This is a genomic window from Maribacter antarcticus DSM 21422 (assembly GCF_000621125.1).
Lineage (GTDB): Bacteria > Bacteroidota > Bacteroidia > Flavobacteriales > Flavobacteriaceae > Maribacter > Maribacter antarcticus.
In genome coordinates, this window is the sequence record NZ_KK211214.1 from 790,032 (window position 1) to 803,215 (window position 13,184).

Here is a 13,184-nt window from a genome sequence, read left to right on the forward strand (position 1 = left end):
AAATGGCAAAAGTATTTAGATTTCATGAAGGAAATGATTTATATGATTGGCAATCATCCAATCCATTAAATGATAAGGCAATTGCAGCTATAAAGGATCCTAATGGTGAGCACTCATCTAGAGAGATTACGTCAATACCTAGTCCGTTTGCAAGAATAGATTTAGTAAGAACAGCTTTTAATGTAGTAGCAAAATTAGAGCTAGAAGGACAAACTATTCATCATAAAATGGTGTCAGATGCCCTTGATATAGGTCAAATTTTATTCAATTATGAAAAGTTCAAAAACAAAATAGAGATTATAAGTTGGAATCCTAGAAATGATTTGGATGCTTTGCTAAACAATGGTAATCAGAGTCATAAATTATTAGGTGAAAGTTTAAGGTTGTATTTTGAACAAGATGCTGCGGCATATAATTTTGACTATAACAGTAAACTTTATTTAATTAATTTTAAAGATGGTCAACACCCCATAAATATTATTGGCGGTACTTCGCCGGCTTCTTTATTTTTCACATCTGCCAATAGCTTTAATTTAGATTTTGGTGATGGTTCAGATACCTTTTTAGATGGTGAATATTTTCCATTACATAAAAGAGATCCAGAATATGTCAAATATCTATTTGCTTTAAGGAGCAGTATTGCAGAATTCAGTACTAAATTCAAAGAGGTAGAGGATTACTTAATGAGTATTTTTTCGTTATTATCTTTAGAACTTAGAACTAGCATAAATAATTCTAGCCCTGGTTTTTTTAAGTCTTTATCAGACTTGAATATTGATGGAGGTGGGGAAATAGTAGAAATTTTAAATACACCACTAAAGAAAGGTAGAGATAAAAGAGATAAAATTAAGGAGAGTAATTTTGTGATTCAACCAGAAAATGATTTGAATCAAGAATTATTACCTCTGGTATTACCTAATGACATAGTTTCAGGTCAATTAATGTATGTAACCGATTATTGGAAAAATACAGATAAGGCTCCTAATTTTAATTCTAACGCTGTTGAAAATCGAACACTTCCTTTTGATGGTAATAAGTTTCCGTACCTAACGATAAGTGATTTTTTAGAGCCGGTTATTATAAGAACGGAATATCCTATTGACGATTTTTACTTTAATAAAGGGAATTATACAGGGGATAAAAGCTTTCTTCTTCCATTAAAACCATTATTTTTCAATTATTTTTCTACATCATATTTAGATAAGCTTATTAATGGTGAGCGAGTATTTGAATTAAAATATTTACCATCAGGTAGCGTTGAAGCTATACTTAGAATACCAATTCAAAACAGTAATCATATAACCTTTAAACGAATTTATTACAATCCGGTAAATCAATCACATAAGCCAGAGTTTAGTGAAGTAGACAACAAAGGTGCTGTAATTGAAAATAGAATAAATCTGGCAATTACTCCTTTTTATAAATTTCCAGAATCCATTAAACCAGAATATAATATAGCATATTATGATGCCGATAGAATACCACTCTTAGAAGGTAATGTTTTTGATTTTGAATACTATAACTCTAAAAACGAATTGATTAGTGCTATAAACCAGGTGCAAAGACGCTTTAAGAAAGAAGAGAATATTAACATGATAGCTAACGTAGTGAGTGAAAATTTCAACTACATACGGCTGAAACATAGTTTTGCTAATGGTGTTATAATACCAAATTTTATTGATAAAGTTAGTAATGGTACTGCCCAGTTTTCTTTTGCAATTGATTTTGGTACTACAAATACCCATATAGAATACTCAATTGATAATGACATTCCGAAACCTTTCGAAATAGTTAAAAATGAGCCACACCATTGTGGTAGATTAATTGAAGATTCAAAATTAGATGAGGCATATCTAAGGTTAAGTAAGGATGATGTTTTACCTGAAGAAATTGCAGCCGGTACAGAATTTGAAATGCCACAAAGAACTGCCATCAGTTACCATAGACAAATTGATTTTAATAGGCCAGTGTTTTCTATGGGTAACATAAACATACCCTTTAAATATGAGCGGTATTCATTTGCATTAAATACAGAGGTAAAAACTAATTTAAAATGGAATACAGAGGATAATAGCGCCGTTATTTTAGAAGGTTTTTTCGAGCAATTAATCAAAATGATAAGAAACACGGTTTTTGTAAATAACGGAGCTGTTGAAAAAACGAAAATTATATGGTCATATCCTGCAAGCATGTCGGGCTTTCAACTTTCCTTACTTGAAGAGAAGTGGACAAGTTCTATTTTTAAATATTTTGGGAAGCAAGTAAGCATTCAAAAAGTTTGTGAAAGCCTTACTCCATTTTATTATTATACAGGGGTTTTAGGAGTTCCTTCATTTAAACCAGTAGTGTCTATAGATATAGGTGGCGGAACATCAGATATAGCGGTTTATCAAAATGACTCACCAATACTTTTTTCATCTTATAAATTTGCCGGCGATGCCATATTCGGTGATAATTATAAAAGAAATATAAATATTAATGGTTTTGTTAAAAAGTACTTTGATAAAATTCAATCAATTTTATCATCAAATAAAGAGACAAATTTATCTACAATATTAGGTGGAATTAAATCTAGAAATAACTCAAACGATATTATAAATGCGTTTTTTAGTCTTGAAAATAATAAACAACTTGTAGATAAAAATATCTTGATTAGTTTTCTAGATCGACTAAAAGGAGATGCCGAATTAAAGATCATCTTTTTGTTATTTTACACCTCGCAAATTTACCATGTAGCTCAGCTTTTGAAATCTAAAAATATTGCGATTCCACACACATTTATATTTTCAGGAACTGCGTCAAAATTATTGGCAGTTGTGGACTCTTCTAGTAACCACAAAAGCTTGCAAAAAATAATTAGTCTTGTTTTAAATCAGGTATTTGATTCTAATGAAACATATGCAATCAAGTTAGAATTACCAGACAATCCTAAGGAATTAGCTAGTAAAGGTAGTTTGTGTTTTAAATCTAATACAGATATAGATTTAAAGGATATTAAAGAAGTTCTGATAGCAGATAATGTCTTATTACAAAGAGAAAATGGATACACCTATAATAAGGTAAATCAGTTAGAAACGAAGGCTTTAGAAACGTATACAACCTTTTTAGATTTCTTTTTTAGCATGAATTCTAAAATTCCTTTCAGAGACACATTCGGAATTGAAAAGGATGTAATGGAGTTTTCTAAAACGTTTTTATATGAAAAGGCAGAAGATGGTTTGAAAATGGGTATTCAAAACAAAATATTAGAACTAAAGGGACAAAATGATGAAGAAATAGGGGAAACGCTGTTTTTTTATCCTCTTGTCGGTAGTTTGGGGCCCCTAGCATTCGAATTGGTAAAAAGAGAAAAATAATTATGAAAGCACTATACACACTTGTTTTTATTGCTTGCTTAATAGCTACTAGCCTTTTTGCACAGGATAAGAGTGTTAATAATAGAATAGAGATTTCACAAGAAGAGTGGAATGATATAGTTGATTATGTGAATGCAGAAGTTACTAGGTTCTCCATGGTAAAATATAAAAATGGTGGCACACCCATTAAATCGGAAGAACAAATTGATTTGGATAAGTTCAATAAAACGTTGGAAAGTAATTCAAAAGAAGAGCCAACACCTTTTATAGAGGTCAAAAATAATGTTGAACTAAACTGGAATAAAACTTTTAAAAACATTAGCACACCAATAGAAACTTTTAAAAGGTTATGCCCTAAAATATTTGATTCGTTATTTTTCAAGATTGAACATTTGGAATCTTTTGAAAGTTTGAAATTAAATGAATCTTCAGAATATGATGATTTAAAGAATGAATTTCTTCCAACTCAGCAACCTGAAAAAATAGAACGAAATGTAGATAGGCAGGAATCCGAACAGGCTGTTGTTGTAAGGGAATCTAATATACATAGAGGTAAAAAAAGGACATTATTTAATTATTGGATGATTCCAATATTACTATTTCTAGTATCAACAATTATTTTATTTATTAAGTGGAAAAAAGAAAGTAAAAAACATAATGACTTAAAGATTCTTAAGGATAAAGGTTGTGCAAAACGAGATAATAGTGTTAACACCTTGAATAACAATATTATTCATTTAAATAATGAAATTACCAGATTGAACTATGAATTGGAACAAGCAAAAAAAGTGAAATCACCTAATCAATTAAACGAGGGAAAAAGAATTTTTGAAGCAGAAAAAAAGTCGCCAGCGATAAAGGTAGTACCGGAACCAGTTGTTAAACTACCTAGAGTATTTTATTCAGGTAAACCGACTGCCGCTGGTAAATTTTCTCCGATTTCTTCTTCTCCTATATCTGGGGAAACTATTTATAAGTTATACGAACATGAAGATGGTCTTACTGCGGATTTTGAAATAGCGCTTGTTGATCAATTCATTACCAGAGAAGTTACTAATTCGCCCGATGAATATTTATATAGAGTATGTAGCCAAGAGAATTCAAATAAAGACTTTAGCAGAGAAATAATTACTACTAAAAAAGGACTTGCCGTACTCATTGATGGTAATTGGGTTGTAAAGGAAGCTAATAAAGCAACAATAAAATTTCAATAATGGACGAGCAAATTTTAAATATTATAATAGGTGCTATAATAGTTATACAAATCGTTGTATTTGCTGTAAATATAGCTCGTATTTGGTTCTATAAACAAGCTATTGGAAATATAGATAATTATACTATTAAGCATTCCAATATTCCCGAAGAGTATATAGAACAAATAAGTGTAAGAGAAATATTATCAAATAATATTCCTGAAAGCCTAAAGTCTGCTGTACTTGATGATGAAAAATCCGAAGAGGTTGAGATTATTGATATGGCAAGCGATTCTGAAGACAAGGAGATAGACTTCCTCTAAGTTAATATTTAAAAGAAACTAAAAGCGGTAGATAAATTTAAGGTTAGAGATGGAAAAGAGCATAGATATATCATTAATAGATTTTAAGGGGAAAAAAAATAAATCACAAAGTGAAATACTTAAATCAATAAATAATTATTTACTACGGAATAAGGGCGCTGTGAGCGACTTTATGTTGGTAAAGGATATTGTAGATAGAAATATTGATAAAACAGATGATCAAATATCAAACAACATACCTACACCACTTTATTTGGGGTTGATGGGGACCATGATCGGAATAATAGGAGGGTTGTTTTTTATGCCTTCTTTAGGCATAAAAAATAAAGTTACTTTACAAAATATCAATGAAACCGCAGCTGCCAACCTCAATAATGCTTCACAAAGTGACAATCTAATTCTAGGTATTGACTCTTTGTTAGAAGGGGTTGAAATAGCCATGATTGCTAGTGTTATAGGCCTGTTTTTGACTATTATTAGTAATTTATATTTTTTAAGGGTTAGGAGATCTGTTGAGAATCAGAAAAACGATTTATTTACCTTTATTCAGAGCGAATTACTACCAATTCTTTCAAAGAACACGGCTTCTAGCCTTCATACGTTACAAACTAATTTGCTAAAATTTAATAGTGATTTTACTACTAATATGCAGCAGTTTAGTGGGATTATTTCTGCTGTTAAAGATACTTTTGATAGTCAACTAGAAGTAGTTGAGGAATTAAAAAGGATAGATGTAGCAAATATTGCCAAGTATAATATTGACGTTATGCAGCAAATGAAATCCTCCTTTAAAAATCTTAATAATCTTTCAGAATATTTATTAAAAACAAACAGTTTACTCAGGAACACAGAAGAATTAAATCTTACTATTAATAAACAGCTAAATAAGGTCGGCGATATTTCTGAAATGGTTAAGAAATTCGATGGTCACGCATCCCATATTTCTGATAATTCCAAATACCTAGCTTCCCATTTTGAGAATTTTGATTCCAGAGAACAGGCTATCAATAATCGCATGATTGACTATGATAACAATACGGGGAAAATGGTTGATGAGCTATCACTTTCATTTGAGAATAGAAAAAATGAGTTTAATAAAAAAGACGTAGAGATAACATCTGACTTCAATAAGCTATTTGACAATTTAAAAACTAAAACAGAAAAGGTTTTTGATAACGAAAGTGGAAATATTAAAACGATAATGTCAAATGTTGGCGAGGTAAAAACTAATGTAGATAATCTACAAGACGTATCTACAGAATTATCTGAGCTGAAAAAGGGCGTGTTATTTCATGATGAAACCATAAAAGAACTTTTAGAAATTATTAGAACAAAATCTATTGTAGTTGAAAGGCCAAAGATGATCAATATTGGGGTGATTATTTTCCTCTGTTTTGGCATCTTAACATGTTCAGTTGCTATCTATAAATTATTAATTTACTAATGGCTGCTAAGAAAAAAAATAGTGATTTCTTCTGGGTAAGTTTCTCGGATTTAATGACCAGTCTTTTTTTTATAATGCTTGTCTTATTTGTTCTAACTGTTGTTTATCTCAGATTGGAACAGAACAAAATTATAGCTGAAAAAGAAGAATTAGAAAAAATTGTTCAACTAAAGGAGCAATTCAAAGTTCTACAATCAGACGAAGACTTTTACTATCTCGAAGATTGTAAAAAATATGTTGCAACTAGCTTAATGGGCATTGAAATTTTTGAGCCTAATGAAACTGAAATCCTATGTAAGTATAAAAAAACTACTATTGATGTTGGTGAAAAAATTGAAGGTTTTCTAAATGAACTACAAGAAAAATATCCAAATTTTTCTTACTTAATAATAATTGAAGGAAATATGGGTAATTCGTATGATATGAAATTTTCAGCTGACACGAAGTTTGGTTATACAAAAAGCTATGAAAGAGCACTCGCCGTCTATAATTTATGGATTGAAAATAACATCAATTTTAGAAAGACCAATGTAGAGGTTCTGATTTCAGGTAGTGGTTTTAATGGATTATGTAGAGAAGCTGATGAAGAGAAGAATAAGCGGTTTTCAATTCAGATTATTCCGAAGGTAAGTAGCAGGCTATGAGGCTATGTAAAATAATCATATGGGTACTAATAATCGGGGTTGTAAGTTGTAAAAGACCTAATAGAGCTGATAAAACTGATTCTCCTTCAGGGCGAAAATCTAATGAAGTCAATATTTCGGCTAAACGCAAAAGCCTAACTGGTTCAGAAATTAGAATGGTTTATGAAAATGGAATTTATAAAATACCAATAAAGATTAATGGTGTTTCTATGGATTTTATTTTTGACACGGGCGCAAGTATCATTTCCATTTCGGAAACTGAAGCCATATTCTTAATTAAGCAGGGGAAGATTTTAGAAGATGATATTCTTGGAAGCATTTACTATCAGGATGCAACAGGAAAAATATCGGAAGGGACACAAATAAATTTAAGGTCGGTAAGTATCGGAGAGAATGAAGTTTATAATGTGAAAGCTTCTGTGGTGCACAACTTAGAGGCGCCACTATTATTAGGTCAATCGGCCTTATCTAGATTTGGAAAAGTTACTATTGACTATAATAAAAATGTTATCAGTTTTGAATAGAAAATTCTATTATATTTTAGTGGTTATTCTTTCTTTGAGCTGTAAAAGAAATAGACCTGCCCAAGAAAGTGATAAAGTAATATTTGAAAAAGAACCGCCAAAAATCATTATAAAAAGTGAAGAAAAAGATACTGATGTAATATCCAAAAATAAAATTTTATCAGCTAGAGTTATAAGAATATTAGATGGAGATACAGTTGAAATTTTATACAACCAATTACCTATAAAATTACGATTAGAACATATTGATACACCAGAAAAAAGGGGTAAACAACCTTTTGGTAAAAGAGCTAAAATAGTGCTATCGGATTTATGTTTTAATCAAATGGTTAAGATTCATTCTGAGGGGGATTTTGATCGGAACGGCAGACTAATAGGTGTTATATTTAATAATAAAGGACTAAACCTTAATAAAGAAATGGTTCGATTAGGAATGGCCTGGCATTATAAAAAATATTCGAGCGATATAAGTTATGATGTTCTAGAAAATGAAGCTAGAAAAGCCAAAAAGGGCTTGTGGAGTGATCCTAACCCCATACCGCCTTGGGATTTTAGATAAATAGTCATATCCTTAATAGTATTGGTTTAATATCATTAAATAAAATTAACTTTATGTTTACTAAAAGTCCCAAAGGAGCTATTTTTTTACTTCTAGTTTTTCTTCATTTGAGTATTTACTCCCAAGAACCCATCAGCCTAATTTCCTGGAATATTAGAGATTTTGGCAAGACCAAAAACAGCGAAGAGCTGAATAGGATGGCAGACATAATCCGAGACGCAGATATTGTAGCTATACAAGAAGTAGTGGCGGGTTATGGCGGTGCGCAGGCAGTTGCGAAACTTGCGGATAACCTGAATAGGAAAGGCGCCAAATGGGACTATGTAATCAGTGACCCTACCAATAGTACCAAGTATGTAACGGAGCGGTATGCGTTTATCTGGAAAACCAAAAACATAAAAATTAGAAATAGGGGTGCCCTTATCGCAGATTTGGACTCTCTTGTAGACCGAGAACCCTTCTTTCTTGATTTTTACATAAAGGGTAAGAAGCTAACCGTAATGAATTTTCATTCCAGGCCGCATAATAAAAATCCAGAAAGTGAAATACTGGCGATTACTGAATACCTAAGAAGAAGCCCATCTCAGCATCCTATTATTTTGGCGGGAGATTTTAATATTGACGAAAAAGAAGCTGTTTTTGAAGGAATAAAGGCTTTGGGGTATAAGACTGCCATTTCTAACCAGAAAACAACACTGAAGCGTTTGTGTAACAAAAATGGGTACCTAAATTATGCTATTGATAATATTTTCTATTCTAATAGCATCACAAAATTAAGTGGTGTAGCCATTGATTTTGTAAGGGTCTGTGCTGCCCTTGAGACTGCCAGAACCTTATCCGATCACCTTCCTGTATTTTTTAAATTTAGTCTCCCGTAAATTAGCACATGCTACAGAATTTAGCATGTAGTATACCACCTGCATTGAGCACTACATAAATAATATGTTTGCTAAAGACAGAATACCCACCATCAAACAGGTGCCAAGTAAGATGAGTAGCGCAAAACGTATAATTCGTTCCTTAGGATTCATATTTGAATATCAAAAGCTTTTTTCAAATGTTAGTATTCTTTCAACATAGTATGACTTCTTTAATTGCTTATTTCAAGTGACACTTTAACTAAAATAAAGGCCAAACCTACCAAATCAGATATTTCCCCCGATCACCGTTCCAGTAGGCCGGCCTAAAAGCAATATGTTTGGATTTAGTATGTGAGATTTACGCTTGATTTTTTCATACGTTAAACCTAGGTCCTTAAAAGCAAAACCCCTTACGGGAATCCGTAAGGGGTTTTAAGTAGTTGAAATATATAGGATTTAAATGAGTCCCAAATCTTTGACTATCGCTACCAAATGAATGGCATTATTAGCATTGAATTGAATACGTAGTTTGTTAAGCCGTTTCTCTATAGCACTTAAACTAGCGGGAGAAATATGTTGCTCTTTATATAAAGCACTAATTTCCTCCTGTGACAAGCCATTACTAAGCTTATCTAAAAGTGAAATATCATAATCGTCAATTTCCAAATCGTTATAAGAACTTAAGGCATTTGATACTTCAGGGGAAAGAAAGGTGTTATTTACGTAAGATGCATGAATAGCTTTGGTTAGATTTTTAAGTCCAGACCGGGTCTTGCAGACATACGCCTGTATTTGATGTTTGTTAAAAAGGTTCCTTACTTTTTGTAATCGGTCTTCTACAGAATAGACGATTACTTTTAAATTGGGATACTCTGTTTTAATTTTTTCAACTAACGCTTCACCAGAAGGATATTTTTGCGACCGATGGTCGGCTTTAAAGGATAGATCAGAGATAATCAAATCGAAAGGTTCATTGTCCAATGCCGCTCTTTTGATTTTTAGGTAAGCATCATCGCAATATTGCACTTGTTGAATATCGGTTACACCTAATTCAGTCAATAGGGTATGGACACCTTTATTGATGTCTTCCATATCCTCCGCTATTAAAACCTTCTTGAACATACACTAAACTATTAGGGTTGCTTTAAACCCATCCTCTTTCTTAGAATCAAAATTAATGGTTCCATTAATGGAGGCGATACGGGATTCCGTATTCTGCAGTCCATTTTTTTTAAAAAGGTCACATCCTATGCCATTATCACGGTATTTAATTTGGATTTTGGTCCCTTCATTTGAGAAAATAAGGGCTACAGAAGAAGCGCTGCTATGTTTGCGCATATTGGTCATTAGCTCTTGTAAAACTCTGTAAACAACAGTTTTTCTGACATCTGAGATGCCTTCCCAATTAATTTTTGACAGATTACGGGTGACTACCGTTACTTTTTGACTTTTATAGCCCAACAATAAATCATTGAGCTGTCTGCCAAAATCTTCATCAAAATCGATGGCACTATTTTCCCGAGAAATATCCCTTGTTTTTGAATAGATGCTCTCCATTTCATCCAACACTTCCGTTTTTATCCCCGGATTATTTTCAAGGCAGGCCATTACTTTATAGATATCATTAGCTACTTCATCATGTACCTGTTTTGAAATCCGAGTCTCTGTTTTGTAGACTTCCTCAATTTTTGCTTTTCTATAGCGGTTTCTATAGAAAAAATAGGAGCTTACGAATACCAATAGAATGAACAAAGCCAAGAACTGATAGGTTAAACGTTTACGATATTCTACTTCTTGCATCAATTTGCTTGCTTGGGTTTTCTTTTGTTCCTCGGCTACGTTATATTTTAAAAAGGCATTTTTGTTTTCGCTAAGTTGCTTGGCATGGGAGATACTATCCGCCAAACGTTTATACTCCTTAATGATGGGATTTTCGTCTAATCGCATAAGAAATGAAAGCGCATCCAATTTAAGAGAGCTGCTATTTATTGTATTGGCTAATTCCAATGCCTTATTGGAATAGGCTCTTGCTTGTACGGTGTCTTTTCTATCCAAGTAGTATACTGCCAAATAGCTATTGCTTGCATGTTGGCCGCCCAACTCATGAGTATTTTCGTTTATTTTAAGTGCAATAGTCAGGTTTTCTAAGGCATCTGAAGCCCCAACTTTTCCTTGTACGTGTCCCAAATTATTAAGTACCATCGCAATTTGTAAACTATCCTGTGTTTCAATGCTCTTCTGGTAGAGCAATGAATAGATATCTTTCGCATTTTCAAAATCTCGTTCGTCTTTGAAAACATTAGCCTTATTATTAAGAATAATGATGCTGTCCTTGGTTTTTTGTGCAATTGACAAAGCTTCGTTAAAGGAGTTTATGGCCGGGGTCGGATTATCTGAGGCTCTGTACACTCTTCCTAATTGATTGTAAAGTCCCACTTTTTCATCAATTAAGGTGCCATGAGATGCCATGGAATTGATAAGACCTAAGGCCTCAACAATGTAGTTCTCGCTTTTGTAATAATCCCCGATTTTAAATTCACCTATGGCCAATAATCGCAAATCATGAATGGCGTTAAGGGTATCTTTTTTAATTAAATCTCGTTGTTTTTTTTTAAGGTAGAAAGTAAGTCCTGCTGTTAGATTTTCAGGTTGCTGTGGTGCCACAATATATTGGTAATAAATACCAATACTGTCTTTGGAAGATTGCGCCACAGAATTAGTTGGTGTACTTAATACCAAAATCATTTGTAGGGTATAAAAAAAGAGGAATGAAATTTTAAGATGTTTCATTCCTCTAATGTAAAAATAAATTAGGTATTAATTACCCGGAGGAGGTGGAGGAGGGGGTGGAATATCGCCACCATCGCTGCAACAGGCCTGTAATTCAATAGCTTCTTCCGCTACTGTTTCCGGGTCGCAAGAAAAAAGAGTTGCAGTAAGGAATACCGTAAATAAAATAATATATATTTTCTTCATTTTGTTTGAAAATTGGGGACATGCCTATGGCCGTCCGAGTTATTACTCAGTGCTTTTGAGCGATGTGTATCGCGTCTTAAAATGAAGGGACGTCTCCCCAGTTTGAGAAGTAGAAATTTAAATGCGGTAGTGCCTAACCTACCTCTCAATCGGGTTAGTAACCGACCGCACTTTAGATTTCCGAGAGACTGCTTTTTTATATGACTATGGTAGCAATGCAACGCCTAAAGCAATCTGAATCAAAGAAAAGTGAAGATGGGAGTTATAGTCTAGACAACGCTTAGACTTGTATTAGACATTTGTTCGACACTAATGTTATTGGGGCCTTAGAACTATTTGTTTAAACTTGATGTGAGTTTTAAATTGTATTTTTATAGGGATGAACGAGGCAATAATTAGGGGAATAGTTGAAAAGGTTTTTGAAAAGGCAAAGACTCAATGTCCTGTGCATTCAAAAAATGCGCTAAGCAATTATATTTCTGATGCTACAGCTTTAAGTTCTAAAACATTGGAAAGACTTTATGATAAGTATATTGACAGAAAGGGGACAGCAAGAAATCAGAGTGAACATACTATAAATGAGTTGTGCCACTATTTGAATTTTGACTCGTACACCGATTATATTCAAAAAAATGGTCGAAAAAAGGAGAATGCAAACGGCGAAAGGAACTGGAAACGGATAGCCGTAGTCAGCTTAATTTTAGGAGTAGGATTAATTCTGGTTTTACGTTATATTAAAAATGGGGGTGATTGCATGGTATGGAAAAACGACCATTTTGAAAAAACAGACTGCTCTGTAAGCTACAAGGAAAAAGTAGTTCCCTTAAATTGGGTAAGATTAGCGAATTTTAAAAAGGTAAAGGTGGATTTAACGACTACTTTCTTTAATGAGGATAACCAAAATCCTTTACTATGGTATCATAAATCAAGTACTAATAAAGTTGAATTTTTTACAGCCCCTGGTTTACATCCCGTCACCGGGAACACATTAAAAGCAATCACACCATATATTGTTCAAAAGTATGTGCCACTTCATGTATTTGACTCCAATTCTTTCACCAAATAATATGGGTGTTTAGATATTTACACTCATACTTTAACGATAAAATCCATTTTTTATGCTACAGCTTTAAGTTCTAAAACATTGGAAAGACTTTATGATAAGTAAATCGACAGAAAGGGGACAGGAAGAAATCAGAGTGAACATACTATAAATGAGTTGTGCCACTATTTGAATTTTGACTCGTACACCGATTATATTCAAAAAAATGGTCGAAAAAAGGAGAATGCAAAGGGTAAAAGGAG

12 protein-coding genes are annotated in these 13,184 nt (G+C 32.8%); 9 read left to right on the top strand and 3 right to left on the bottom strand.

What is annotated here, in order from left to right; translation table 11 throughout:
* Positions 1-2 precede the first annotated feature (2 nt).
* Genes Q360_RS0119935 through Q360_RS0119970 form a run of 8 tightly spaced genes read left to right on the top strand, consistent with a single transcriptional unit; the run spans position 3 to position 8,921 of the window.
* The gene (locus Q360_RS0119935; RefSeq protein ID WP_027078663.1) at positions 3-3,356 is read left to right on the top strand and encodes a hypothetical protein; all 3,354 of its coding nucleotides are present in this window, start codon (positions 3-5) and stop codon (positions 3,354-3,356) included.
* Between the two features lie 2 nt (positions 3,357-3,358).
* Positions 3,359-4,570: a hypothetical protein gene (locus Q360_RS0119940; RefSeq protein ID WP_027078664.1), complete on the top strand. Its 1,212-nt coding sequence runs from the start codon at positions 3,359-3,361 to the stop codon at positions 4,568-4,570.
* Positions 4,570-4,872, top strand: a complete 303-nt coding sequence (locus Q360_RS0119945; protein WP_027078665.1) for a hypothetical protein — start codon at positions 4,570-4,572, stop codon at positions 4,870-4,872. The genes Q360_RS0119940 and Q360_RS0119945 overlap by 1 nt, the downstream gene beginning before the upstream one ends.
* 49 nt (positions 4,873-4,921) lie before the next feature.
* On the top strand, positions 4,922-6,316 hold the full coding sequence (locus tag Q360_RS0119950) for a hypothetical protein (protein WP_027078666.1): 1,395 nt from the start codon (positions 4,922-4,924) through the stop codon (positions 6,314-6,316).
* A complete protein-coding gene (locus Q360_RS0119955; RefSeq protein ID WP_027078667.1) occupies positions 6,316-6,960 on the top strand; it encodes a membrane protein in 645 nt (214 codons plus the stop codon). The genes Q360_RS0119950 and Q360_RS0119955 overlap by 1 nt, the downstream gene beginning before the upstream one ends.
* Positions 6,957-7,484, top strand: coding sequence for a retropepsin-like aspartic protease family protein (locus tag Q360_RS24005; protein WP_051554821.1), 528 nt, complete (start codon positions 6,957-6,959; stop codon positions 7,482-7,484). The genes Q360_RS0119955 and Q360_RS24005 overlap by 4 nt, the downstream gene beginning before the upstream one ends.
* A complete protein-coding gene (locus Q360_RS0119965; RefSeq protein ID WP_027078668.1) occupies positions 7,477-8,043 on the top strand; it encodes a thermonuclease family protein in 567 nt (188 codons plus the stop codon). Before Q360_RS24005 ends, Q360_RS0119965 begins: the two co-directional genes overlap by 8 nt.
* Positions 8,044-8,096: 53 nt before the next feature.
* Positions 8,097-8,921 (top strand): endonuclease/exonuclease/phosphatase family protein, encoded by an 825-nt coding sequence (locus Q360_RS0119970; protein WP_036196334.1) that lies wholly within the window; start codon positions 8,097-8,099, stop codon positions 8,919-8,921.
* A 438-nt stretch (positions 8,922-9,359) separates the two neighbouring features.
* On the opposite strand, the gene Q360_RS0119975 is transcribed toward Q360_RS0119970, so the two are convergent.
* The 3 genes from Q360_RS0119975 to Q360_RS26030 are packed head-to-tail and all read right to left on the bottom strand — an operon-like array spanning position 9,360 to position 11,879.
* Entirely contained in the window at positions 9,360-10,025 is a 666-nt protein-coding gene (locus Q360_RS0119975; RefSeq protein ID WP_027078670.1) for a response regulator, read from the bottom strand.
* A 3-nt stretch (positions 10,026-10,028) separates the two neighbouring features.
* Complete coding sequence (locus Q360_RS0119980; RefSeq protein WP_156950191.1) at positions 10,029-11,693, bottom strand: tetratricopeptide repeat-containing sensor histidine kinase; 1,665 nt, start codon at positions 11,691-11,693, stop codon at positions 10,029-10,031.
* 27 nt (positions 11,694-11,720) lie between these two features.
* Positions 11,721-11,879: a hypothetical protein gene (locus tag Q360_RS26030; protein ID WP_156950193.1), complete on the bottom strand. Its 159-nt coding sequence runs from the start codon at positions 11,877-11,879 to the stop codon at positions 11,721-11,723.
* A gap of 379 nt (positions 11,880-12,258) precedes the next feature.
* Here Q360_RS26030 and Q360_RS0119990 point away from each other — a divergent pair, with 379 nt between their 5' ends.
* Positions 12,259-12,945, top strand: a complete 687-nt coding sequence (locus tag Q360_RS0119990; RefSeq protein ID WP_027078672.1) for a hypothetical protein — start codon at positions 12,259-12,261, stop codon at positions 12,943-12,945.
* The last annotated feature ends 239 nt before the right edge of the window (positions 12,946-13,184 follow it).

Coding starts and splice junctions, on each gene's coding strand:
- Q360_RS0119980 (WP_156950191.1), bottom strand. CDS start 11,693: ATGAAACATCTTAAAATTTCATTCCTCTTTTTTTATACCCTACAAATG.
- Q360_RS0119975 (WP_027078670.1), bottom strand. CDS start 10,025: ATGTTCAAGAAGGTTTTAATAGCGGAGGATATGGAAGACATCAATAAA.
- Q360_RS26030 (WP_156950193.1), bottom strand. CDS start 11,879: ATGAAGAAAATATATATTATTTTATTTACGGTATTCCTTACTGCAACT.
- Q360_RS0119935 (WP_027078663.1), top strand. CDS start 3: ATGGCAAAAGTATTTAGATTTCATGAAGGAAATGATTTATATGATTGG.
- Q360_RS0119940 (WP_027078664.1), top strand. CDS start 3,359: ATGAAAGCACTATACACACTTGTTTTTATTGCTTGCTTAATAGCTACT.
- Q360_RS24005 (WP_051554821.1), top strand. CDS start 6,957: ATGAGGCTATGTAAAATAATCATATGGGTACTAATAATCGGGGTTGTA.
- Q360_RS0119950 (WP_027078666.1), top strand. CDS start 4,922: ATGGAAAAGAGCATAGATATATCATTAATAGATTTTAAGGGGAAAAAA.
- Q360_RS0119990 (WP_027078672.1), top strand. CDS start 12,259: ATGAACGAGGCAATAATTAGGGGAATAGTTGAAAAGGTTTTTGAAAAG.
- Q360_RS0119970 (WP_036196334.1), top strand. CDS start 8,097: ATGTTTACTAAAAGTCCCAAAGGAGCTATTTTTTTACTTCTAGTTTTT.
- Q360_RS0119945 (WP_027078665.1), top strand. CDS start 4,570: ATGGACGAGCAAATTTTAAATATTATAATAGGTGCTATAATAGTTATA.
- Q360_RS0119955 (WP_027078667.1), top strand. CDS start 6,316: ATGGCTGCTAAGAAAAAAAATAGTGATTTCTTCTGGGTAAGTTTCTCG.